The 23,891-nt window shown below is 59.2% G+C and carries 19 protein-coding genes; 9 read left to right on the forward strand and 10 right to left on the reverse strand.

What is annotated here, in order from left to right:
- Positions 1–285: 285 nt before the first annotated feature.
- The gene (locus EF096_RS02295) at positions 286–1,296 is read right to left on the reverse strand and encodes an isopenicillin N synthase family dioxygenase (RefSeq protein ID WP_123888002.1); all 1,011 of its coding nucleotides are present in this window, start codon (positions 1,294–1,296) and stop codon (positions 286–288) included.
- Between the two features lie 577 nt (positions 1,297–1,873).
- On the opposite strand from EF096_RS02295, the gene EF096_RS02300 reads away from it, so the two are divergent.
- On the forward strand, positions 1,874–3,232 hold the full coding sequence (locus EF096_RS02300) for an amidohydrolase family protein (protein WP_123888003.1): 1,359 nt from the start codon (positions 1,874–1,876) through the stop codon (positions 3,230–3,232).
- 1,123 nt (positions 3,233–4,355) lie between these two features.
- Here EF096_RS02300 and EF096_RS02305 read toward each other — a convergent pair.
- Together EF096_RS02305 and EF096_RS02310 are read right to left on the reverse strand one after the other, a co-directional pair.
- Positions 4,356–5,426, reverse strand: a complete 1,071-nt coding sequence (locus tag EF096_RS02305) for a BMP family ABC transporter substrate-binding protein (protein ID WP_123888004.1) — start codon at positions 5,424–5,426, stop codon at positions 4,356–4,358.
- Positions 5,427–5,663: 237 nt separating this feature from the next.
- Positions 5,664–6,713 (reverse strand): MBL fold metallo-hydrolase, encoded by a 1,050-nt coding sequence (locus tag EF096_RS02310; RefSeq protein WP_123888005.1) that lies wholly within the window; start codon positions 6,711–6,713, stop codon positions 5,664–5,666.
- 202 nt (positions 6,714–6,915) lie between these two features.
- On the opposite strand from EF096_RS02310, the gene EF096_RS02315 reads away from it, so the two are divergent.
- The 3 genes from EF096_RS02315 to EF096_RS02325 all read left to right on the forward strand — a co-directional run bounded on the left by EF096_RS02315 (position 6,916) and on the right by EF096_RS02325 (position 12,113).
- Positions 6,916–8,022 (forward strand): efflux RND transporter periplasmic adaptor subunit, encoded by a 1,107-nt coding sequence (locus tag EF096_RS02315; protein WP_123888006.1) that lies wholly within the window; start codon positions 6,916–6,918, stop codon positions 8,020–8,022.
- Complete coding sequence (locus EF096_RS02320; protein ID WP_123888007.1) at positions 8,022–11,096, forward strand: efflux RND transporter permease subunit; 3,075 nt, start codon at positions 8,022–8,024, stop codon at positions 11,094–11,096. The genes EF096_RS02315 and EF096_RS02320 overlap by 1 nt, the downstream gene beginning before the upstream one ends.
- Positions 11,097–11,177: 81 nt before the next feature.
- Positions 11,178–12,113: a pirin family protein gene (locus EF096_RS02325; protein WP_123888008.1), complete on the forward strand. Its 936-nt coding sequence runs from the start codon at positions 11,178–11,180 to the stop codon at positions 12,111–12,113.
- A 21-nt stretch (positions 12,114–12,134) separates the two neighbouring features.
- On the opposite strand, the gene aroE is transcribed toward EF096_RS02325, so the two are convergent.
- The 5 genes from aroE to EF096_RS02350 form a co-directional block, all read right to left on the reverse strand.
- Complete coding sequence (aroE, locus tag EF096_RS02330; RefSeq protein ID WP_123888009.1) at positions 12,135–12,947, reverse strand: shikimate dehydrogenase; 813 nt, start codon at positions 12,945–12,947, stop codon at positions 12,135–12,137.
- Positions 12,948–12,961: 14 nt separating this feature from the next.
- Positions 12,962–13,867 (reverse strand): oxygen-dependent coproporphyrinogen oxidase, encoded by a 906-nt coding sequence (gene hemF / locus EF096_RS02335; RefSeq protein ID WP_256671225.1) that lies wholly within the window; start codon positions 13,865–13,867, stop codon positions 12,962–12,964.
- 66 nt (positions 13,868–13,933) lie between these two features.
- Positions 13,934–14,491, reverse strand: coding sequence for an L-threonylcarbamoyladenylate synthase (locus EF096_RS02340; RefSeq protein ID WP_123888010.1), 558 nt, complete (start codon positions 14,489–14,491; stop codon positions 13,934–13,936).
- 54 nt (positions 14,492–14,545) lie between these two features.
- Entirely contained in the window at positions 14,546–15,655 is a 1,110-nt protein-coding gene (gene dprA / locus EF096_RS02345) for a DNA-processing protein DprA (protein ID WP_123888011.1), read from the reverse strand.
- A 63-nt stretch (positions 15,656–15,718) separates the two neighbouring features.
- A complete protein-coding gene (locus EF096_RS02350; protein ID WP_123888012.1) occupies positions 15,719–16,744 on the reverse strand; it encodes a LysM peptidoglycan-binding domain-containing protein in 1,026 nt (341 codons plus the stop codon).
- 139 nt (positions 16,745–16,883) lie between these two features.
- Here EF096_RS02350 and def point away from each other — a divergent pair, with 139 nt between their 5' ends.
- The 5 genes from def (at position 16,884) to EF096_RS02375 (ending at position 22,567) form a co-directional block, all read left to right on the forward strand.
- Positions 16,884–17,396 (forward strand): peptide deformylase, encoded by a 513-nt coding sequence (def, locus tag EF096_RS02355; RefSeq protein WP_123888013.1) that lies wholly within the window; start codon positions 16,884–16,886, stop codon positions 17,394–17,396.
- 69 nt (positions 17,397–17,465) lie between these two features.
- Positions 17,466–18,404: a methionyl-tRNA formyltransferase gene (gene fmt, locus EF096_RS02360; RefSeq protein ID WP_177412293.1), complete on the forward strand. Its 939-nt coding sequence runs from the start codon at positions 17,466–17,468 to the stop codon at positions 18,402–18,404.
- Positions 18,401–19,732: a 16S rRNA (cytosine(967)-C(5))-methyltransferase RsmB gene (gene rsmB / locus EF096_RS02365; protein WP_123888015.1), complete on the forward strand. Its 1,332-nt coding sequence runs from the start codon at positions 18,401–18,403 to the stop codon at positions 19,730–19,732. Before fmt ends, rsmB begins: the two co-directional genes overlap by 4 nt.
- Positions 19,732–21,105: a Trk system potassium transporter TrkA gene (gene trkA / locus EF096_RS02370; RefSeq protein WP_123888016.1), complete on the forward strand. Its 1,374-nt coding sequence runs from the start codon at positions 19,732–19,734 to the stop codon at positions 21,103–21,105. Before rsmB ends, trkA begins: the two co-directional genes overlap by 1 nt.
- Before the next feature lie 13 nt (positions 21,106–21,118).
- Entirely contained in the window at positions 21,119–22,567 is a 1,449-nt protein-coding gene (locus tag EF096_RS02375; protein WP_123888017.1) for a TrkH family potassium uptake protein, read from the forward strand.
- 12 nt (positions 22,568–22,579) lie between these two features.
- Here EF096_RS02375 and EF096_RS02380 read toward each other — a convergent pair whose 3' ends face one another.
- Together EF096_RS02380 and EF096_RS02385 are read right to left on the reverse strand one after the other, a co-directional pair.
- The gene (locus tag EF096_RS02380; RefSeq protein WP_123888018.1) at positions 22,580–22,849 is read right to left on the reverse strand and encodes a PilZ domain-containing protein; all 270 of its coding nucleotides are present in this window, start codon (positions 22,847–22,849) and stop codon (positions 22,580–22,582) included.
- 99 nt (positions 22,850–22,948) lie between these two features.
- On the reverse strand, positions 22,949–23,836 hold the full coding sequence (locus EF096_RS02385) for a lysophospholipid acyltransferase (RefSeq protein WP_123888019.1): 888 nt from the start codon (positions 23,834–23,836) through the stop codon (positions 22,949–22,951).
- Positions 23,837–23,891 lie beyond the last annotated feature (55 nt).

Raw genomic sequence — 23,891 nt, forward strand, 5'->3', positions numbered from 1 at the left:
TGGGCCTGTCAGGCTTGGTGGCTTTGATCAGCGCAAAGCCGGTGGGAATCTAACTCCGTATTGGACGTTAAAAGTGTAACCCATGTATTTGAAATGATGTGTTACCTATGTTTTTGAATCATACAGGTGCATTTCTTTGCGTCAGGTTTCTTTATGCAAGTAAAGAAAGGTGACTCGCCAGCAAGGCGAAAAGCGCGCGTGAAGACCGAAACCGATACTGCTAAAAGCCCCAAAGCACCCACAAAAAAGGGCTACCGAAGCAGCCCTTACGCCAAAACCCAAAACCTACTTCTTGGCCTCCGCAAAATTAGCCTGAATCCGCTGCAACAAATAATCAGCAGCAGAAATGGGCGGATACTTACCAGCCGGACTCTCAATCATCACCGTTTTGTTGGCCTGACAAAAGAACGCCATGCTGTAACGCGGACCGCGATACTCACCCGGCTTGGGCATGCGCACGCGGTGCAGAGTGGACTTGAGTTGATCGTCACTCCAGCGCATCAGCATGTCGCCAATGTTGCAGGTGATGATGTCGTCACGCGGAATCACACTGCTCCACTCGCGGTTGTCACCAGCACCCTCGGCATCTTTGCCGGGGCTGACCTGCAGGCCGCCCTGGCCTTCTTTCTGGAACACCATGGTCAGGCAATCAAAGTCGGTGTGCGCGCCAGCGCGCCACAGGCTTTCATCCTGATCCTCTTCCGGCATGGCGAGGTAGTGCAGCAGGCGCAGGGTGCTTTGGTAATCCGGCTGGCGCCGGTCGTGCGCTTTGGTGAAAAAGTCGCGCTCAAAACCCAGGCGCTCGGCAAAGCACGACAACACCTGCATGCCCAACTGCCAGGCGCGGTATTCAAAGTCGAGCATGATGCGGTGAAACTCCGGCACGACCGTCTGGTTGGGCCAGCGATCGTCCATATGCGGCAAGGTGATCTGGAAGGATTCTTTCTGGTCGGCGGTGCGGGTCGAGGGCCGTACCTGCGACATAAACTCCCAACCAGTATTCAAGCCTTTTTTCAGCGCAAAGGCGGCTTTTTGCTCGTTGCTCAGGCTGAAAAAAGCTTCCGATAGCGCAAAGGCACTCTGCACCAGCTTGACGTCCAGACCATGGTTCACCAGCTGGAAGAATCCCACCTGGGTCGCGGCCTGCCAAAGCTGGTCGGTGATCTCGCTGCGGCGGTTTTCAAAATCACTGAGGTCGATCAGCGGAATCTCGCGCTCGGTTTCCTTGCCCATGCCGCCAAAAGTGGTTTCCAGCTGCAGTTCTTTCAGTCCGTATTCTGGGGTGGTGGTTGTCATCTGTGTTCTCCGAGTAGTGCCCTTGAGGGCGCAAGGGGCGGAGAATGGCGTGCGTGAAAGCGGGGTAATCGGAGGGTGAGGCAGCTGTGCCTGTCAGTCCGATGGGTCCGCCGCGCAGCGCGCATTGTCCGACCGTAAACTGAGCAATGACCTGGGGTGGTGCCCCCTGACAGCTTCTACTCACGTTGCCGAGGATAATCGCGCAACGAAATTTATCAAGCAGTTATCAGGCCAGCTCGACGTTTTCTGACGAACGTGGGCTTGCTGAGGCCTGCAGCCCTGCTTGCGCAGCGGCAACCGCTGTGCGGCTGCACCGCCTTCGCGCAAAAGCTGACCACTTGCACCATTTTTGCGCCAACACAACGCGTGGACTCGCCAACAAGCGCCAAACGATAGAGCCTGCAGCCGCATGACGGGTTGGTGAGAAAATTGCTACTGTTTAGCCGAAGACAACTTACCGGCAAATAACCGGCCGGGCTTAGCCCGACGGTTCGCGGCCGAATGTGCACTAGAGTAGAAGCGGTCAGGAGCCAGGCTCCGGGACATTGCTCTTTGGCTGGCTTAAAGGAGCAGTTCCATGGCGTACCTGATCAAGAATACGGCAGCAATTTTTTCCCCGACCCAAAGCGACGCGCGCGATATTCGCATCAGCGCGGGCAAAATCACCGAAATGGGCGGCAACCTGCAGCCATTGGCCGATCAATCCGAGCAGATCATTGACGCCAAGGGCTGCGTCGTTTGGCCGGGGCTGGTCAACACCCATCACCACCTCGCGCAGTCCATCATGAAAGGCGTGCCGGAAGGCCTGAACCAAGATCTCGGCGACTGGCTCAGCTCGGTACCCTACCGCTACTGGCCCAAGGTGACCCCAGAGCTGATGTACCACGCCGCGCGGCTTGGTTTGTATGAACTGCTGCGCTCGGGCGCAACCACCTGCGCCGACCACCACTACCTGTACCACGCGACCACCAGCCCCGAGCTGGAAGACGCGGTCTGGCAGGCCGCCGATGAACTCGGCATGCGTATGGTGCTGTGCCGGGGTAGCGCGACCGAGGTCGGCAGCCACCAGGGCATGGTCGATCACGGCATCGCGCCGGAAAGCCTGGAGCAGATTCTCAACCGGCTGGAAGCCAGCCGCAGTCGTTACCACCAGAGCGGCGGCGATGCCATGCGCAAACTGGTGGTCGCTCCCACCAGCCTGATCCACTCCAGTGACCCGGACGGTCTGCGCGCGCAGGCAGCCTATGCCCGCGAGTTTGGCCTGGGCATGCACTCGCATTTGCTGGAGGTCAACTTTGACGAGGTGCAGGCGCAGAAGAAGTACGGCATGAGCGCCGTCGACTACGCGGAGTCCTGCGACTGGCTGGGTGAGGACGTCTGGTATGCCCACCTGGTGCACTGCGACGACCACGCCCTGTCACGCCTGGCCGAACGAGGTACGACCATCGCCCATTGCCCCACCTCCAACTGCCGCCTCGGCAGCGGCGTAGCACGCGCCATCGAAATGGAAAAACTCGGCCTGCCGGTGACTCTGGGCGTGGACGGCTCCGCTTCAGCCGAGTCTGGCTCGATGCTGCAGGAACTGAACATGGCCTGGCTGATTCATCGCGCCATGCACGGGCCCGAAGCCACGACGCTAGAGCAGGTGCTGACTTGGGGCAGCCGCAATGGCGCACAACTGCTGGGGCTGGACAACGTGGGTGAACTGAGCGTCGGCATGGCCGCCGATCTGGTGCTCTACGACATCAACCTACCGCGCTTCGCCGGTGTACACAGCCCGCTGACGGCGCCACTGATGTGTGGTGAGCCGGTGAGTGTAAAGTACAGCTTTATTCAGGGCCGGCCGGCTATTGAGAATGGTGATGTTTGTGGGTTGGATGAGGCTGAGTTAACAGCTCGGGTGCAGGAGTCGGTGGCGCAGTTGATTCGGGGCTGATTAGCGAGCCTTGTAAGCTGCCAATCCCTGACCAGCCTGCGCTTTTCACAGCAACGGCGTTAATTGTTCTGGTCAGCCTTTCGCCCTGATGGCGAGCGGGGGAAATGCTTGGCCATTTCCCCCTGCACCCCCTAGGCCACCCCAACTGCCCGGCCCTGCGGGTTCGCTGCGTTGCTCGGTCTGGCGGGGGCACTCGCAAACTCGGCGCTACGCACCTCAAACACCGCGAGCACCTTATCCCGCCAGTCCTGTGCTACTCGCCCGTGCAGACGGGGATTTGGGGTCCGTGCATTCTGGTCGATCTTTTCGTGGTGTTGCTCACCCTCGCCCTAGCCATAGGCTCACTGAATGATCGTTCCCACGCTCCAGCCTGGGAACGTGTGCGGCAATTGAGCAGAGGATTTTGGTTTCTGTGGTGTTAGTTACGCAGTGACGGACTGGGCTGCTCTTTAACCCGGCCTTGGCAGGTTGTTCTGATCAGCTTTTCGCCCTGACGGCGAGCAGGGGGAAAGGCTGACCAAAACAATTCACCGAAGCATGCATTTCCTCGCAGAGCTGTGGGCGCGATCAGACTCTTGTGGTGCAAATGGCCGCAATGGACACGGGGCATCGAGGGCTGCGTTCCCACGCCGGAGCGTGGGAACGATCACTGCACAAGCAACGCTATGCAAGCAGCACCAGAAAAATCCACCAGAATGCACGGACCCCAAATCCCCGTCTGCACGGGCGAGTAGCGCAGGACTGGCGGGAAATAGGTGCTCGCGGTGTCTGAGGTGCGTAGCGCCGAGTTTGCGAGTGCCCCCGCCAGACCGAGCAACGCAGCGAACCCGCAGGGCCGTGCAGTTGGGGTGGCCTAGGGGGTGCAGGGGGAAATGGCCAAGCATTTCCCCCTGCTCGCCATCAGGGCGAAAGGCTGATCATGCCAATCTGCTGCGTGGTTGAGCATGTGCACGTGATGGACGCAGAGCATCCGGGGCTGCATTCCCACGCCGGAGCGTGGGAACGATCACTATCCAGTATGTAGCCCATAAAAAAACCCGAACCAAAATCCGGGTTTTTCACTACCTGCGAATCCCACTGACAGCCACGTGATGAGCGCGCTGTTAGCAAGAGCACATCAAGATTACTGCGGAATAGTGGCCGTCATACCCTCAACGTACCAATCCATACCCGCCAACTCCTCATGTGTCATCTCCACACCATCAGCAACGCGAACGGTACCGCTCTGATCCTTGATCGGACCAGTGAAGGGGTGGAACTCACCGCTACCGATAGACGCGATCATGGCATCAACCTTGGCGCGTTGTTCAGCGGTCAGCTTGTCACTGATGGATTCAATCTTGATCACGCCATCGTGGATGCCGCCCCAATAGTCAGCGGACTCCCAGGTGCCGTCCATTACGTCCTGCACGCTCTTGATGTAGTAAGGACCCCAGTCGTTAACCACTGACAACAGGTGCGCTTCAGGAGCAAAGTGGCTCATGTCCGATGCTTGACCTACACCCCATACGCCGCGTTTCTGCGCAGCCAAAAGAGGAGCTGGGCTATCGGTATGCTGCACGATCACGTCCACGCCCTGGTCGATCAGCGTGTTGGCGGCATCAGCTTCCTTGGCCGGGTCGAACCAGGTGTTGACCCATACCACTTTCATTTCTACATCCGGGTTGACCGCACGCGCGCCCATGAATGTGGCGTTGATGTCGCGGATCACTTCCGGAATCGGGAAGGAGGCGATGTAACCGATGGTGTTGCTCTTGGTCACCATACCAGCGGCGGTGCCGGTGACGTAACGGCCTTCATAGGTAACTGACAGGTAAGTGCCCAGGTTGTCGGCCTGCTTATAGCCCGTAGCGTGCATAAAGGTTTTATCAGGGTAGTCTGCGGCAACGCGCGCAGTCGCGTTCATGAAACCGAAAGACGTGGTGAAAATGACGTCATTACCGGCCTGCGCCAAGCGACGGATGGTACGCTCGGCATCAGCGCCTTCGTTGACGTTCTCAACGTAGGTGGTCTGTACCTTGTCGCCGAAGTGGGCTTCGAGCTCCTTGCGGCCCTGATCGTGCTGGTAGCTCCAGCCGTGGTCACCAATGGGACCAACGTAGACAAAACCCACTTTTAATGGATCTTCCGCTGCCGTTACCTGCATGGGCAGCACCAGTGCGGCTGCCAGTGCGAGAGTGCGTTTCAAACTCATGGGTACTTCTCCTGGGATCTAGTTATCGGCGACCGCCACACTTGCGTTGAGAACGGCGGATACAAGCTTGCAGCAAAAAGCTGGCCATTTGTTCAGGAAATGACAAAAAAAATTCACCTGCCCTGATAGCATGCCGTTAGCCTGACTCTACTGCACCCGACCACGTTGGCAGGCAAAGCATCATGCGATCGGCCCGCACTATTATAGTGCGGGCAAGCAATTCATGCACCGCAGCGATCAGCCATGCGCCAACGGCAGCAAGCCTCCGCGCAGGCTGGCAACCTGCTCCAGGCCCTGTTCCCGCAGGATCGACGTTGCCAACGCCGAGCGCCGGCCGGAGCGACAGAGGGTAACCACCGGAAGGTCGGTCGGCACTTCTGTGACGCGCTGGCGCAGCTGATCCAGCGGGATTTGCAGCGCCGTGCCGAGCACCTCCGGCAGCTCACCGGGAATCACCTCTCCGGCCTGCCGCACATCCAGCAGTGTTACCCGATCCGCATGCAACAGCAGCCACTCAGAGCCGATCTCTGGCACACCGGCATAGGTGACGCGCAGGTCCTCGGCCCAGTTCGGTTCGGGCGGCACCTGACCATCTGCCGGGCAACCGCTGCGCAGATTGGCTGGCACTGCCTCGTCGATCTTCTTCGGATGCGGCAAGCTCATGGCCTGCATGTAGCCGACAAAATCTGCTTCATTGGCACTACCACCTACTCTGGCGTTATAGCTGCGCTCTTCGCCAATGCTGCTTTGCGTGCGGCCGTTGTAGTCGTGCGCCGGGTAAACCTGGCAGTCATCCGGCAGGCTGAACAGTTGCTCGGTGATCGAATGAAAAAGAGTGGCCGCATTGCCCTGCTGAAAGTCACTACGGCCACAGCCCCGAATCAATAGCGCATCACCGGTAAATACCATCGAATGGTCGGCCAGCACATAGCTCATACAACCGTCGGTATGACCGGGAGTGGCCCGCGCCTCCAGGCTCACGCCGGCAACGCCAAACGTCTGACCATGGGATAACGGCAGATCGAGGTGCTCTGCGTTTATAACGGCCGCAGAAGCGATCAGGCAGCCGGTTTTCTGCTTAAGCAGCCAGGCCGCAGTGATGTGATCGGCGTGGGCATGTGTGTCGACGACCAGCTTGAGTTGTAAGCCCAGTTCACGGATCAGTGAGAGATCGCGCTGAGCCTGCTCAAACACCGGATCAATCAATAGCGCTTCTCCGCTGGTAGTGTCACCCAGCAGGTAGGTGTAGGTTGATGACGCGGCATCGAACAATTGACGAAAGACCATGGCAAAGTACCTCTGGGCTATTATTAACGAAAATATAATATATAAAAATATAGATTGTTTGCTGGTCACGTGCAAGCGGCAAAACGCCACAGGTCTCTAGCTACATGAAATACCGACGATATTGCTTCGTTTTCCTGCCATTTATCCGGTATTTACCTATAATCTGTGCTGATATTTCCCGTCATAAGAACACGGATTACCTATGCATCGCGCCAATCAACTTTGCCGTATTTCTGTCTTGGTCACAGTCTGCCTCGCCCTGCTCAGTGGCTGCGCAGACGAACAACCACCTGCGGCAACGCAAGCGCGACCAGTCAAGCTGTTTACCGTCGCAGACCCCAGTAGCCAACGCGTGCGTGAGTTCCCGGCAAGGCTGCAGGCGCCGGAACAGGCCGAGCTGTCCTTCCGACTTGGAGGCGAACTGCAGGCGCTGAAAGTGCTGGAAGGTCAGCAGGTAAAGAAAGGCGAGTTAATTGCCTTGCTCGACGATACCGATTACCAGCTAAAGGTCAGCGACCGTCAGGCCAGTTATGACCTGACGCAAAGCCAATTCGCGCGCATGCAGCAGCTGCTTGAAAAGCAGATGGTCTCGCGCGCCGAATACGACCAGCGTAAAGCGCAGTTCAACTCTGCCGAGGCGGCGCTGAACCTGGCCAAACAGGAACTGGCCTATACCCGGCTAACAGCACCTTTCCCCGGCATCATAGCTCGCACCCACGTAGAGCAATATCAGGTGGTGCAACCGAACCAGCCCATCGCCACCCTGTATGCCCGCGAGAGCATGGACGTTGTCTTTCAGGTCCCAGAGGGGTTGTTGTCGAGCCTGCGCCGCGATCTAATTCCGGCGGACATACACCCGCGTGTGCGTCTGGACAATCTCAATGGCGAACTGGTGCAGGCTGTCTACAAGGAGCACGCCAGCCAACCAGATCCAAAGACCCTGACCTACGATGTCACCCTGAGCATGCCGATGCCCGAAGGCATCGTACTGCTGCCCGGCATGAGTGCCACTGTGATCATCGATTTTGCTTTGCTCAGTCGTAACGGCAATATCCCGATTATAGTGCCGGTAGAAGCCGTGTTCAGCCCGGATACCCGCGATAGCAGTCAGCAGCAAGTATGGGTGACCGAAGAGACTGATGAGGGCTTGCAGGTGGTTGCCCGCAAGGTGGAAGTTGGCCAATTGACCCACGATGGTATTGAAGTCACCTCAGGGCTTGAAGCAGGAGAGCGGGTGGTCGCCGCCGGAGGCGCCGAACTGCAGGCGGGCCAACGCGTCCGGCCCTGGGTGCGTGAGCGGGGTCTGTAATGGATATCGCTGGTTACTTCATCAAGCACAAGGTTACCAGTTGGCTGGTAGCCCTGATCATGGGCGTTGGCGGCGCTATTGCCTTTGTCGAGCTGGGTCGACTGGAAGATCCGGCCTTTACCCTGAAAATGGCTATGGTCGTCACGCCCTATCCGGGCGCTTCGCCGGAGCAAGTAGAAGAAGAGCTCACCTACCCGCTGGAAAACGCCATTCAGCAGCTTCCCTATATCGATAAGGTCACCTCCATCAGCAGCGCCGGGCTGTCGCAGATCACCGTTGAGGTGCAAAGCAGCTACGGCGCAGACCAGCTGCCACAGATCTGGGACGAATTGCGTCGTCGCATCAACGATCTGCAACCCAGTCTGCCGCCCGGCGTCGGGGAGCCGCAGATCAAAGACGACTTTGCCGACGTGTACGGCATCTTCCTCATGGTCAGCGGGGAAGGCTACGACTATAGCGAGCTGCGTGATTTTGCCGAGCACCTGCGCCGTGAGCTGGTGTTGGTGGATGGCGTGGGTAAGGTCAGCCTGGCTGGAGTGCCACAGGAGCAGGTGTATGTAGAAATATCTCGCGCGCGGATGACGGCACTGGGCATTGCACCGCAGCGCTTGCAACAACTGCTGAGCAACCAGAATGTGGTCTCGGATGCGGGCAAGATACTGGTAGGTAGCGAATCCATTCGCCTGCACCCCACCGGCGAGTTTCAGGATGTTAACGAGCTGGAGCGCCTGATCATCAGCGAGCCGGGTAGCTCGCGCCGGGTCTACCTCGGCGACATGGCGACCGTCAGCCGCGGCTTTGCCGAAGAGCCAACCAATCTGTATCGCGCTCAAGGCCGGCCCGCCCTGGGCTTGGGCGTATCCTTTGCCAATCACGTAAACGTAGTGGATGTTGGTAATGCGGTCACCGCAAGACTGGCGCAACTGGACGCAGACCGTCCTGCGGGTATGCAGGTTGGGATGTTCTACAACCAGGCGCATGAGGTTGAGGCGTCGGTCAGCGGCTTTGTCTTCAACTTCATCATGTCTGTCGCCATCGTGATTGCCGTGCTGCTGATGTTCATGGGACTGCGCAGCGGACTGCTGATCGGCCTGATACTGGCGCTCACGGTACTCGGCACCTTCATTTTCATGCGCCTGCTGGACATAGAGTTGCAGCGCATTTCCCTGGGCGCACTGGTTATCGCACTAGGGATGCTGGTTGATAACGCCATTGTTATTGTCGAGGGGGTTCTGGTCGGGCGCCAGCGCGGGCGGAGCACACTGCAATCGGCCCGTGACATCGTCCAGCAAACCCAACTGCCGCTGCTGGGTGCAACCGCAATCGCCATTATTGCCTTTGCGCCCATCGGCCTGTCGGATGACGCCACCGGCGAATACTGTCTGTCGCTGTTTCAGGTATTGCTGATCTCGTTACTGCTCAGCTGGGTCACCGCCATCACCCTGACGCCCTTCTTTGCCAGCCTGTTTTTCCGCGACCAACCAAGCCAGGCGGACGCTACGGACAACCAACAGGATCCGTACAAGGGACTGATATTTACCGTCTATCGTCGCCTACTGGGCAGTGCGCTACGCCATCGAGTCGTCACCCTGGTGATGCTCGTGGTGATGCTGGGCGCCTCGGTTTATGGCTTTAGCCTGGTACGTCAGAGCTTCTTTCCACCCTCCAATACGCCCATGTTCTTCATCGATATCTGGCTGCCCAAGGGCAGCGATATCCGCTACACCGAGCAGGTAACTGCCGAAGTCGACCAGTATGTATTGGCGCAGCCGGGCGTGACGTCGGTGACCTCGACCATCGGCCAGGGTGCGCTGCGCTTTATCCTCACCTACTTCCCGCAACGTATCCACGCCAACTACGCGCAGCTACTGGTGCGAACCGAGGAGCGCGAGCAGATAACGCCCTTGATTGCCGAGCTGGACAGCTATTTCAAACGCCAGCATCCGACCGCCCGGGTAAAACTCAAGCAGTTGATGCTCGGACCGGGCAGCGACAGCAAGATCGAAGCACGCTTTACCGGGCCGGATCCGCAGGTTCTGCGCTGGCTAGGCGCCGAGACTATCGCCATCATGCGCGCGGACCCGGTGTCCGACGCGGTGATGCACGACTGGCGCGAGCGGACAAAGCTGGTGCGCCCGCAGTTCGTAGAGGCCCAGGCCCGTGAACTGGGGGTCGATAAGCGCGATCTCGATGCGCTGCTGAAAATGAACTTCAGCGGTCTGAACGTCGGTCTCTACCGCGACGGCACCCGCATGCTGCCGATTGTGGCCCGCACCCCGGATGACGAGCGACTGGATGCCAGCACACTGAACGACCTGCAGGTCTGGAGCGGCGCACGCAGTACCTATATCCCGGTCGAGCAAGTGGTCAGCGGCTTCGTAACCCTGTGGGAAGATCCGATGATCATACGTGAGAACCGCAAGCGTACCCTTACCGTGCAGGCCGACCCGAGCATCATCAGCCAGGCAACCGCGACTGAACTGTTCAGCCGCCTGAGGCCGCAGATCGAAGCAATAGAACTGCCGCGCGGCTACAGCCTGGAATGGGGCGGCGAATACGAAAACTCGCGGGATGCCCAGAAAGCCGTATTCAGCAATCTGCCATTGGGTTATCTGGCGATGTTTCTGATCACGGTACTGCTGTTTGACTCGATCAAGCGTGCTGGCATCATCTGGGCCACAGTGCCACTGGCTGTCATCGGCGTCACCCTGGGTTTTCTGCTGACCGGTATCCCCTTCGGCTTCATGGCGCTACTGGGCTTTCTCAGCCTGAGTGGCATGCTGGTGAAGAACGGTATCGTATTGGTCGATGAGATAGGCCAGCAGATCGATAGCGGCAAGGACCGCTACTCGGCCCTGGTCGATGCGTCCATTAGCCGGGTACGGCCGGTCGCAATGGCGGCGCTGACCACCATACTCGGCATGGCGCCACTGCTGACCGATGCCTTCTTCCAGAGCATGGCGGTGGTCATCATGTTTGGCCTTGGCTTTGCCACCCTGCTTACGCTACTGATACTGCCGTTGCTCTATAGCATGGTGTACCGCATTGCTGCGCCCCAAGAGGGCGCCGCTTGAGTCAGGCTGAACAGGACACAGGTCGCCAGCCGGTGCGGCAATAAACCTACTGCAATACATTACGCCGTGAGGAACCTGCCCATGAGCAATCAGGAAACCCGGAGCCAGCTGTCCTCGTCCAGCGACTGCCTGAATGAGGTAGCCAGTGTGCAGCGTATCAATGCGCGCAGCGCCGAGATTGGCGGCACACTAACCGTCAATCGCGTACTGCCGACTCGGCAGCGGCGCATGATAGGCGCCTGGTGCTTTCTCGATCATGCCGGTCCGGCGCGCTTTGCACCGGGCGAAGGCATGCATGTGGGAGCGCACCCGCACACCTGTCTGCAGACCTTCACCTGGATGATTGAGGGCGAGGTTATGCATCGGGACAGTCTGGGCAATGAACAGGTGCTGCGCCCCGGCGAAGTCAACCTGATGACCGCCGGGCGGGGTATCAGCCATACCGAGGACTCCCTGCCAAGCGCCAGCGGCCTGCACGCTGCGCAGCTGTGGATTGCCCTGCCAAAAACGCATGGCCACTGCGACCCCGACTTTACTCATTATCCGGATTTACCGCGCTGGACGGCGCAACGCGTGAAACATAGTCTGCTGGTGGGCAGCTACGCCGGTTATCGCTCTGCCGTGCAGGTGCATTCACCGCTGCTGGCGATGGATCTGGAATCCACTCAGGGCGCTGCGCTTGAGCTCGATCTTGACCCGCGATTCGAGCACGGTATTTTGCTGCTGGAAGGGGAGTTGAGCATCGGCACCGAGGTGTTCAGCGAAAACCAGTTGGCCTATATGGGCTGCGGGCACCAATCACTGAAGGTGCACCTGGCGCCCGGCTGCCGCGCCATTCTGCTGGGCGGCGAGCCCTTTACCGATGAGATTCTGATGTTCTGGAATTTTGTCGGTTACAGCAAGGCAGAGATTGCCGACGCATGGCGCGACTGGAACGCTGGTGATGCGCGCTTCGGGCGCGTCACCGGCTACCAGGGTGAACCCTTGCAAGCGCCAGCCCTGCCTTGGCGCGCGTGAGCGCCGGGCAGGCAAGCTAGCTCAACTGGTGCGTAGCTTGGCCAGCACCGGCGCGGTATCAGGACGCACACCGCGCCAAAGGTAAAAGGCCTCAGCCGCTTGCTCGACCAGCATGCCCAGGCCGTCGATGCAGCGCGCCGCACCCTGCTCACGCGCCCACCGGTTGAACGCGGTTTCATCGCTGCTGTACATCATGTCATAACACCAGGTGTGACCCGGTTTGATCAGACTCTCCGGGATCGGCGGCACGTCCCCGGCGAGACTGGCTGAGGTCGCATTGATGATCAGATCAACCGGCTCGACCAGCCACTGCAAACCGGCTGCCGCAATAGGGCCCTGATCAACAAACAGGGCTGCCAGCTCTTCCGCCTTGCTCACTGTGCGGTTGATCACGCACAGATGCGCTGGCTCCGCCGCCAGCAAGGGCTGAATCACGCCGCGTGCTGCGCCGCCGGCGCCTACCAGCAGCACACTCAGGCCCCGCAGTGACAAGCCCGCGTTGACTTGAATATCGCGCACCAGTCCCTTGCCGTCGGTGTTATCGCCCAGCAGGCTGCCATCAGCGCGGCGCACTATGGTGTTCACCGCGCCCGCCCGTTCAGCGGCAGCCGAGTGCTCGTCTACCAGCGCCCAGGCCTGCTCCTTGAAAGGCACGGTGACATTGACGCCGCGTCCGCTACGCAAGAATTCACGTACGCTCGCCTCAAAGCCATCCAACGGCGCCAGCAAGGTGCCGTATTCGAGCTGCTGCCCGGTTTGCTCGGCAAACATGGCGTGGATCAGAGGGGATTTGCTGTGCTCAATCGGATTACCTACAACGGCATAACTATCCATCGTCTTGGCTCCCATCAGTCGGCCTGCGCCAGCCAATCGCGCGGCGTCAGGTATTGCTCGGCCAGCAGGGCTTCGGGGCTATCGGCCTCAGGCTGCCAGTTGTAGCCCCAGCGCACTTTTGGCGGTAGCGACATCAGGATGGACTCGGTGCGTCCGCCGGTCTGCAGACCAAACAGGGTACCGCGGTCGTAGACCAGATTGAATTCGACATAGCGACCACGGCGATACTCCTGAAACGCCTTCTGCTGTGCGTTGAAGGCGGCTGCACGGCGGCGCTCGATAATCGGCAGGTAAGCCTCCAGGTAGGCATCACCAATCGCACGCTGAAACTCGAAGCAGCGCTCAAAGCCCCACTCATTCAGGTCATCAAAGAACAAGCCACCAATACCCCGTGCTTCATTGCGATGCTTGAGATAAAAGTACTCATCACACCATTTTTTATAACGCGGGTAGACGTCATCACCAAAGGGCGCACAAGCGTCGCGCGCGACCCGATGCCAGTGCACGCAGTCGGCGTCATTAGCGTAGTAGGGCGTGAGGTCAAAACCGCCGCCAAACCACCAGACCGGATCGGCACCCTCTTTCTCGGCAATGAAAAAACGCACGTTGGCATGCGAGGTGGGTACAAAGGGATTTTCCGGATGCATCACCAGAGACACGCCCATGGCCTGAAAATGACGGCCAGCCAGCTCGGGGCGGTGCGCCGTCGCGGAGGGCGGCATACCGTCGCCAAATACGTGGGAAAAGCCCACACCGCCTTTTTCCAGCAGGCCGCCGTCTTCGATAATACGCGACCGACCACCCCCACCACCCGGCCGCTGCCAGCTGTCTTCAACGAAACGAGACTGACCATCGGCCGCCTCCAGTGCGCTGCAGATTCGGTCCTGCAGGTTCATCAAATAGTCTTTGACCGCAGCCACATCGGCGGGGGTAGGAAGATCATGTTTCACAGAGATTCTCTCTTGCTGGCTTGCGGGCGCGCCTGCTCAGGACGCCCGAATGACTTTTTCAGTACGCAGATCACGAATGATACTGGGATTGCGCTGCGCACCCAACGCGCCAGGCACGATAGCGTCCAGCTCATTATGAAAATACTGCTCAACCCGCAACCGTGAACGCGCCGGAGGGTGGCCCGCCGGATTGGCTGACGTAGAGACCAGCGGCCCGACGGCGGCACAGAGTTGGCGAATCACCGGATGGCTGCTGACGCGCAGCGCCACGGTGTCATGCTGCCCGGTAATCCAGGCCGGCAGGCGGCCCTGATGGGGTACCAGCCAGGTATTGGGACCTGGCCAGGACAGGCGCAATTTGGCCAGCTGCGCGTCGGGTAGATCCCAGAGTAGAAAGTCGAACTGCTCGATATGGCCAGCGACCAGTATCAGTCCCTTGGCCACCGGACGCTGTTTGATCAACAGCAGCCGTTCAACCGCCGAACCAACCCAGGGGTTGCAGCCCAGCCCCCAGACTGCCTCAGTGGGGTAAGCAATCACGCCGCCAGCCTGTAGCAGCGAGTTCAGACGGGTAGTACGCCAGTGTGCCAGCATGGAAGTTCCTCAACGGGTCAATGCCTGCGACAGTAGCGGCTCGCGGCCAAAGGCTCAAGGTCGCGCGCGGCAAAAACCCTGAGCGGTATTCAATATCAGCCCATCCAGCTCCCATTCCAGCAGCGCTGGCATCACCTCCTGCACCGCCAGGCCGCTGTGCTGCACCAACCAATCGATACTGACCGGATCATAACCGAGCCATTGCCACAGGGGGCTATCCGGCTCACTCGGAGCAGTGCTCTCGAGCTGCAGCGCGGTCTGTAATGGCAGCTGCAGCACATCGAGCACATCCTGCACGCACTCCACCAAATTGGCGCCTTCACGCAACAGACGGTGACAACCCCGCGCCTGCACGTTATGAATTGAGCCCGGCATGGCAAAGACCTCACGGTCCTGCTCCAACGCCAGTCGCGCAGTAATCAATGAACCGCTATTGAGGCTGGCCTCCACCACCAGTGTGCCTAATGACAACCCGCTGATGATGCGATTACGCCGCGGAAACTGCCCCGCCTGTGGGCCGATATCAGGCCACATCTCCGATACCAGCACGCCGCCTTGCGCCACAATCTGTTCCGCCAACTTGCGATGGCGCGCCGGATAGCAGCGGTCCAGCCCGGTGCCCCACACCGCCAGCGTTTGCCCGCCAGCATCCAGTGCGCCCTGATGACAGGCCGCATCCACGCCCAACGCCATGCCACTGGTCACACTCAGGCCGGCCTGGGTAAAGCTGCGGGCAAAAGCACGAGCGGTTTCCGCGCCAAGCGGGCTGGGGTGCCGCGTTCCAACCATGGCTATCTGTGGATCGCCCAATAGCCCGGCATTACCCCGCACAAAGAGTACCGCTGGCGGATCGGCGATCTGCCGCAAAAGGGCAGGGTAGTCTGTCTCATCCAGACAGATGATCTGCTGGCCAGCGCTGGTCTGCCATTCCAGGGCCAACTGCAAACGGGCCAGCAGCGATGATTCGCCACGCTGTAACGCAGCGAGACTATTAAGCACACGCGGTACTACACCCAACGCACGCAGCGTTGCGGGCTCAGCATTGAGAAAGGCGGAAGGAGAGGTAAATTCTTGCAACAGACGCTGGATAAAGCGGGGACCAACACCATCGAGCAGTGTCAGCGCCAACCAGGCCTGCCGCGAATCGGACAGGTCGGGAAACATGGATCATCCTTGATCTACAGAAACAACAAGGCCGCCTTCCGGCGGCCTTGAACAGCGTTCAACTCAGGGGTTGCGTACCTGATCGAGAATCGCCATCTGGCGCGTCGCGTTGAGCACGATGCCATAGCTCATCTTGTCGTACACACGGAACACCATCAGCAGGCCGGCACGCTCGGCAGGCAATTGCACCCGCTCGTTGCGTACCCGGTCGCGGACGATTTCGCCGGTCTTGTAGATGGCCAGTACGTTGCCTTCGATCAAGCCTTCGCGCGAACCCTTGTCGAGCAGTACCACATCATACTGACCAATCTGGGTAACGCCGTTTGGTACGTCCATGATCAGGCCATTGATTTCCTGACTAGGCTCGCTGGGGAAGAAGGTAGAGGCAACAGAGCGCTCTTCCGACTCCAGCAGACGATCTTCTACCAATACTTCCTGACGGCTGCGGGTGATATTCAGCGTGGCGATATCATCGTTGACTGCCGCAACAGTACCGTTACCCACTTCCTGCAGGTGGATACCCAGCAATTCACCGGTTTCCGGGTTGGTGTAGGCCTTGCCGCGACGATAGATCTCGTAGGCAGGAACGTTGGCGGAAAAATCACCACGCGCATACACCTTGCTGCCCGCACCAGCGACCACACTTTCCGCCGCGCCACCGATAACATAGGGCGCCTGCTCAATCTCGGAAGGGTCATTGATCACACGGCCAGCGCGCAGGAAGGAATTGATCGCTTCCAGCGGAATAGTCGGAATGGCCTCGGCAATCGGACGCACGCGAGCCTGCGGCGACAGCTTGATCTTGCCGCCGTTACCACGGTTAACCATCAGGCGCGGTTGACCATCGATATACACCAGGGAAATAAGATCACCGGGGTAGATCAGGTGTGGGTTATCGATTTGCGGGTTAGCGTGCCAGATTTCCGGCCACTTCCATGGCAAGTTGAGGAAACGTCCCGAGATATCCCATAGAGTGTCTCCCCTGACCACTGTGTAGGTATCTGGATGATTTTCCTTAAAAACAGGCTCTTGAGCCTGTACCCAAACGCTCACTGCGAGCAACAGGAGGCCGAGTAATGTTTTCCTCATGACGCGAATCCCTTTATTATAGAGGCCAGCACTTAGGCCTGGCACGTGCTCCCACACGCTAGACCTGCATTATTCCAAGCTGCTCATCATCTTAGCAGCACAAATTAGATTTGTTCCACATAAAGCATCACAAACCGATATGGCCATACTGAACATACTTGAATTTCCAGATCCACGGCTGCGTACCATCGCCAAGCCAGTCACCGCGGTGGATGCGCGCATCAAGCAACTGATCGACGACATGTTCGAGACCATGTATGACGCGCCCGGCATTGGCCTGGCCGCATCCCAGGTCAATGTGCATGAGCGCGTCGTGGTGATTGATCTGTCCGAGGATCACAGCGAGCCACGGGTGTTCATCAACCCCGAGCTAGAGCCGCTGACCGAGGATTTGGAAGAGATGCAGGAGGGCTGCTTGTCGGTCCCCGGTTTCTACGAAAGCATCAACCGCCCCGAGCGCGTGCGGGTCAAGGCGCTGGACCGCGACGGTAACCCCTTTGACGAGGTATATGAAGGCCTGCTGGCGGTCTGCATTCAGCATGAATGCGACCACCTCAACGGCAAGCTATTCGTCGATTACCTGTCTAACCTGAAGCGTGACCGGATTCGCAAAAAACTGGAAAAAATTCACCGGACCCAGGCTACCTCCTGATTCGGACCTGATCATCAAGGCTTGCTTCGGCAAGCCTTTTCTTTACGGAACCTCATGAAGTCGACTGAACTGCGCATCCTGTTTGCCGGCACGCCCGAATTCGCTGCAGCACACCTGCAAGCCCTGATTGACGCCGGACTGAACATTGTCGGCGTGTATACCCAGCCGGACCGGCCAGCGGGGCGCGGCCACAAACTGGCGATGAGCGCAGTCAAGCAACTGGCGCAACAACACGCACTACCGGTATACCAGCCAGAAAAGCTGCGTAGCGCCGAGGCCCAGCAGGAACTGGCCGCGCTCAAGCCCGACCTGATGGTGGTCGTCGCCTACGGGCTGATTCTGCCGCAGGCGGTGCTGGATATTCCGCGTTTGGGCTGTATCAACAGCCATGCCTCGCTGCTGCCACGCTGGCGCGGTGCTGCGCCCATTCAACGCGCGATCGAAGCGGGCGATAGCCAGTCGGGGGTCACCGTCATGCAAATGGAGGCCGGCCTGGATACCGGCCCCATGCTGCTCAAGGTAACCACCCCCATCAGCCCCGCCGATACCGGCGGCAGTCTGCACGACCGGCTTGCCGAACTGGGGCCACCGGCGGTACTGCAAGCGATAGATGGACTGGCTGCCGGTAGCCTCATGGCAGAGGTGCAGGACGATGCGCTCGCTACCTACGCGCATAAACTGAACAAGCAGGCCGCTGCTATCGATTGGCAACGCAGTGCCACTGAGCTGGACTGCCTGATCCGCGCCTTTAACCCCTGGCCTCTGGCGCATGCCGGCCTGGACGGTAAACCACTCAAGATCTGGGCAGCACAAGCGGCTGAAGGCAAAGGCCAACCCGGTGAAGTGCTGAAATGCAGCAAAGAAGGCCTGCTGGTTGCCTGCGGCGAACAGGCACTACTGCTGACCCGTCTGCAATTGCCCGGCGGCAAACCGCTCGCTTTCAGTGATCTGTACAACGCCCGCCGCGACCAGTTTGCTCCCGGCTTGCTGTTGAGTAACGGTCTGTGAGCCCACGTCTGGCGGCTGCCCGCGCACTCACGGCGGTAATGGCAGGCAAAGCGTCACTGGGCAGTAGCTTGCCCACCCAGCTAAAAGAGGTGGCAGCGCGTGATCAGGCACTGGTACAGGAGCTGGCCTTTGGCACCGCTCGTTGGTATACACGCCTGGATGCGCTGACCCGCGATCTACTGAATAAGCCCATGAAGGCAGCCGACCTGGACTTGCAGGCGCTACTGCTGGTGGGGCTCTACCAACTGCTTTACCTGCGTGTGCCAGCTCACGCCGCCATCGCCGCCACGGTGGAATGCGCTACCGAGATGGGCAAGCCCTGGGCCAAAGGCATGCTCAACGCGGTTCTGCGCCGCGTACAGCGTGAAAGTGCAGCGCTAATGGCGATCGTCGATCAGTCACCCTCAGAGCGCGTATCGCATCCCGGCTGGCTGTTCAAACGACTGCAGCGTGCCTGGCCCGAGCAGTTGGACGCCATCACCCACGCCAACAATCTGCATCCACCCATGACCCTGCGCGTTAATCAACAGCAGGTCAGCCGCGATGACTACCTGCTAGCCTTGCACAACGCTGGCATTGCCGCCACGGCCTGCAACTTCAGCACTCTGGGCATTCAGCTAGCGCAAGCCTGCGATGTGCTGCAATTACCGGGCTTTGCCCAAGGCCAGGTCAGCGTGCAGGACGAGGCCGCTCAGTTGGCTGCGCCCTTGCTGGATCTGCAACCGGGTCAGCGAGTACTCGACGCCTGTTGCGCCCCCGGTGGCAAGACCTGCCAGATGCTGGAGCAGCAGCCAGCGCTAAGCGAAATGCTGGCTCTGGACCTGGAACCCCAACGCCTGAAGCGCGTGGCGGAGAATCTCCAGCGCCTGCAGTTAACAGCTACGCTGAAGGCAGCAGATGCACGCGACCTGGCAGACTGGTGGGATGGCACGCCATTCCAGCGTATCCTGCTGGACGCGCCCTGCTCGGCGACCGGCGTGATTCGCCGCCATCCCGATATCAAGTTGACGCGCAAGGCGGCTGATATCAGCGCACTGGCCAGTCTGCAGGGCGAGATATTGGACCAACTGTGGCAAACATTGGCGGTCGGCGGAATTCTGGTTTATGCCACCTGTTCTGTGCTACCCGAGGAGAATACCCAGGTGATCGAAGCTTTTCTCGCACGCCAGCCCGGAGCAAGGGCGTTGGATATCGCCGCCGACTACGGCATTGCACAACCCTGTGGCCGCCAGTTGCTGCCGCAGGCTGACGGGCACGACGGCTTTTATCTGGCCAAGCTGGTCAAACTGTCCGCCAGCCCGGCTGCGACCAGGCAGGAGTCTGCTTAATGAAGATCATCATTCTCGGCGCGGGGCAGGTCGGTGGCAGTCTTGCCGCGCAACTGGCGAGTGAAGCCAACGACATCACCGTCATCGACACCGATGCTGTAAGGCTACGCGAGCTGGGCGATCGTCTGGATATCCGTACGGTGCAGGGCAAGGGCTCCTTCCCGACTATTCTGCGTCAGGCTGGCGCCGACGACGCCGATATGCTGATTGCCGTGACCAGTAGCGACGAAACCAACATGATCGCCTGTCAGGTCGCCTATACCCTGTTCCGCACACCGACCAAGATCGCCCGCGTGCGCGAATCCGCTTACCTCACGCGTGGCGGACTCTTCCACAATGAGGCCGTGCCTATCGACGTGCTGATCAGCCCGGAACAGGTGGTCACCAATTACGTCAAACGTCTGATCGAAACCCCCGGCGCACTGCAGGTGCTCGACTTTGCAGAGGGCAAGGCGCAGTTGGTCGCGGTACGCGCCTACTATGGCGGCCCGCTGGTTGGTCAGGAGCTACGTTTCCTGCGTCAGCATATGCCGGGCGTGGATACACGGGTTGCCGCTATCTTCCGCAAGGACCGCCCCATTATCCCCAAGGGCGATACCATCATCGAGGCCGATGACGAGGTGTTTTTCATCGCCGCCACGCGGGATATTCGCGCGGTCATGAGCGAATTGCGCCGCGTCGAGAAAACCCACAAGCGGGTCGTGATCGCGGGCGGTGGCAACATCGGTGAACGCCTCGCCGAGGCGATTGAAAATCGTTATCAGGTCAAAATCATCGAAGCCAGCAAAGCCCGCGCCGACTACCTGTCACAGAATCTTGATCGCGCCATAGTGCTGCACGGTAGCGCCTCCGACCGTGAGCTACTGATTGAAGAAAACATCGAGGAAGTCGATATTTTCTGCGCCGTGACCAACGATGACGAGGCCAACATCATGTCCTCGATGCTGGCCAAGCGCCTGGGGGCACGCAAGGTGATGACGCTGATCAACAATCCAGCCTACGTCGATCTGGTACAGGGCGGCGAGATCGACATTGCCATCTCCCCGTCGCAAACCACCATTGGCACGCTGCTGACGCATGTGCGCCGCGGCGACATCGTCAATGTCTACTCCCTGCGCCGCGGGGCAGCCGAAGCCATTGAGGCGGTAGCCCATGGCGACGCACGTTCGTCCAAGGTGGTGGGCAAGGCGATCGGCCAGATTGATCTGCCACCGGGCACCACCATCGGCGCGATCGTACGCGATGATGAGGTACTGATCGCCCACGACTCTACGGTCATCGAGTCAGACGATCACGTGATCCTCTTTGTGATCGATAAAAAACACATCCGTGATGTCGAGCGCCTGTTCCAGGTCGGCCTGACATTCTTCTGAGGTAAGCAGCTGCATGCAGTATCCCCAGATACAACGCATCATCGGCATTCTATTGATGCTGTTTTCTACCAGCATGTTGCCGGCGGCGGGCGTTGGTCTCTATTACAACGAACCGGCGATGCAGGCCTTTCTCAGCGGCTTTCTGATCACCATGGTGGCAGGCGCGCTGATCTGGCTGCCCGTGCGTGGTCGTCGCAACGAGTTGCGTACCCGTGACGGTTACCTGATTACCGTCCTCTTTTGGCTGGTACTGGGGTTGTTCGGTGCGGTGCCATTGTGGCTGCTGGAGATGCCCGATCTGAGCGTGGCCGATGCTGTGTTCGAGTCTTTCTCCGGCCTGACGACCACGGGCGCCACCGTGATTACCGGGCTGGATACACTGCCCCGCGCTCTGCTGTATTACCGCCAGCAGCTGCAGTGGTTTGGCGGCATGGGGATCATCGTCTTGGCGGTGGCGATTCTACCCATGCTTGGCGTGGGCGGTATGCAGCTATACCGTGCCGAAATGCCCGGCCCCTTGAAGGAAAACAAGCTGACGCCGCGTATCGCCGAGACCGCCAAGGTACTCTGGTACATCTACGCGGGTCTGACCCTGGCCTGCGCGCTGGCTTACTGGGCGGCGGGCATGGACCTGTTTAACGCCATAGGTCACAGCTTCTCGACGGTCGCCATCGGCGGCTTCTCGACCCATGACGCCAGCATCGGCTACTACAACAGTCCGCTGATCGAGGGTATCTGCATCCTGTTCATGCTGATCTCCGGCATCAACTTCGCTCTGCATTTTCTGGCCTGGCGCTTTCGCTCGCTGAAGAACTACTGGCAGGACCCCGAGTGCAGGGCCTATGTGTTGATTTTGTTTGGGCTCTTTGTGGTCTGTACCGCCGTGCTGATTCACTTTCAGCACCACGATGTCTGGACCTCAATTCGCTACGCCGCCTTTGAAACCGTCTCCATCGCAACGACCACCGGCTTTGGCGTAACCGACTTCTCCACCTGGCCCACTTTGCTGCCTTACCTGCTGCTATACGCGAGTTTCATTGGCGCCTGCGCTGGCTCAACCGGCGGCGGCATGAAGGTTATTCGGGTGTTGCTGCTGTACAAGCAAGGCTCGCGCGAAACCAAGCGGCTGCTGCATCCGCACGGGGTGTTTCCGGTGAAACTGGGCAACAAACCTGTGCCTGATCGGGTAGTAGAAGCAGTTTGGGGGTTTTGCGCAGTCTACGTCTTCACCTTTGCCATGCTGTTTCTGCTGCTGCTCGGCACCGGGCTGGACTTTGTCACCGCCTTTTCCGCACTGACCGCCTGTATCAACAACCTGGGCCCAGGTCTCGGTGAAGTGGCGGTGCACTACGGCAATCTGGAAGCGTCGGTAAAATGGATATTGACCTTCGCCATGCTGCTCGGGCGGCTCGAAGTGTTTACCCTGCTGGTGCTGCTCACTCCCATGTTCTGGCGCCGCTAGGCGCTGGCTGCCTCAGGCTTCGTCGAGAAACTGCATACCAGCGCCTTCGCCAGCGACGATGCGCTGCACCACCATACGCAGCACCGGAGCTTCGAAGGGCATACCTTGCACCTGACCGGTAACCTCGTCACCCGGCTGCAAAGCCGTCATATTCACATGCTCAACAAAGACGCCCCCATCTGACAGGTCCTTGGTATACGCCAGCAGTTCACCGAAGCTGTCGTGCCAAATTTTAATCTGCGCCCGCATCGGCGTGCGCGGGTGCTGCCGCTGGTTACTCAATCCATGACCCCCTGATACATCGCGTTCGGGTTTTCCCAACCGGGCCCTTTACGGTGTGGTTGCGTGTATGTCTGCGCGTCGCTCAGCTCAAGCTATGACTTAATACCATCTTTTTTCGCCCGGCGGGCGTTTCTTGAACCGTTTCATGCTCCACATGTACTGGCTGGGCCAGCGCCGAACATAACCTTCAATAACCGCGCTCATGCAGGCGACCGCCTCATATTCATCACCACTATAGAGTGCCGCGGGCGCTTCTTCGAGAATCACCTTGAAGCCGCTGTTGTCCGGCAGGCGCAGGCAGTGGAAGAAGATTGCCCTGGCATCGTTACCTTTCAACAGGTTTGGGACAAATTTACTGGTCAATGCCTGGGTGGCAAAGAAGGGCACAAAAACGCCACTTTTGACTGCTGGCTCCGGGTCGGCAGGAATTCCCACCGCGCCACCGCGCCGCACTTCACGCATCACGCTGATAATACCTTCACGGGTCGAGGCCGCGACCTTATTGCCCAGTTGCGTGCGCTGACGCTGCAGTAACTCATCGACGGCCTTCTGCTTTGGCGGTCGATAGAAAATGACTGGTTTGGCCCGCGAGCAGTACCAGTGGTTGAGTACCTCCCAGTTACCCAGGTGGCTGGTAATACCTACCACGCCCTTGCCAGCGGCCAGGGCTTCGGCCAAAAGGTGCTCACCTTCTACCTCTTTAATCAAACCGATGGTTTTGCTCGGCGACCACATCCAGGCGCAGGCACTTTCTGCCATGCTACGCCCGGTGTCGAGTAGCGTCCGCCGCACCAGCGCATTGAGCTCCGGCTCACTCAGCTCTGGCATACAGTGGCTGAGGTTGATCCGGGTGACATCCCGCGAACGGTTGGGCAAGATCCACATCAGCCAGCCAACAAAGGCCCCCAGTCCCTGCGCAGCCGAAAATGGCAACAGGGCAAAGAGCTTGAGAAATCCAATAATGAATGCGCCTTTCAACCGCTCCACTGCAACGCTCCAAGCAAAAATGAAAGCAATATTGTAAGTCGCCCAAGGCGACAGA

Origin of the sequence: Pseudomonas neustonica (assembly GCF_003797945.1) — a bacterium.
Lineage (GTDB): Bacteria > Pseudomonadota > Gammaproteobacteria > Pseudomonadales > Pseudomonadaceae > Halopseudomonas > Halopseudomonas neustonica.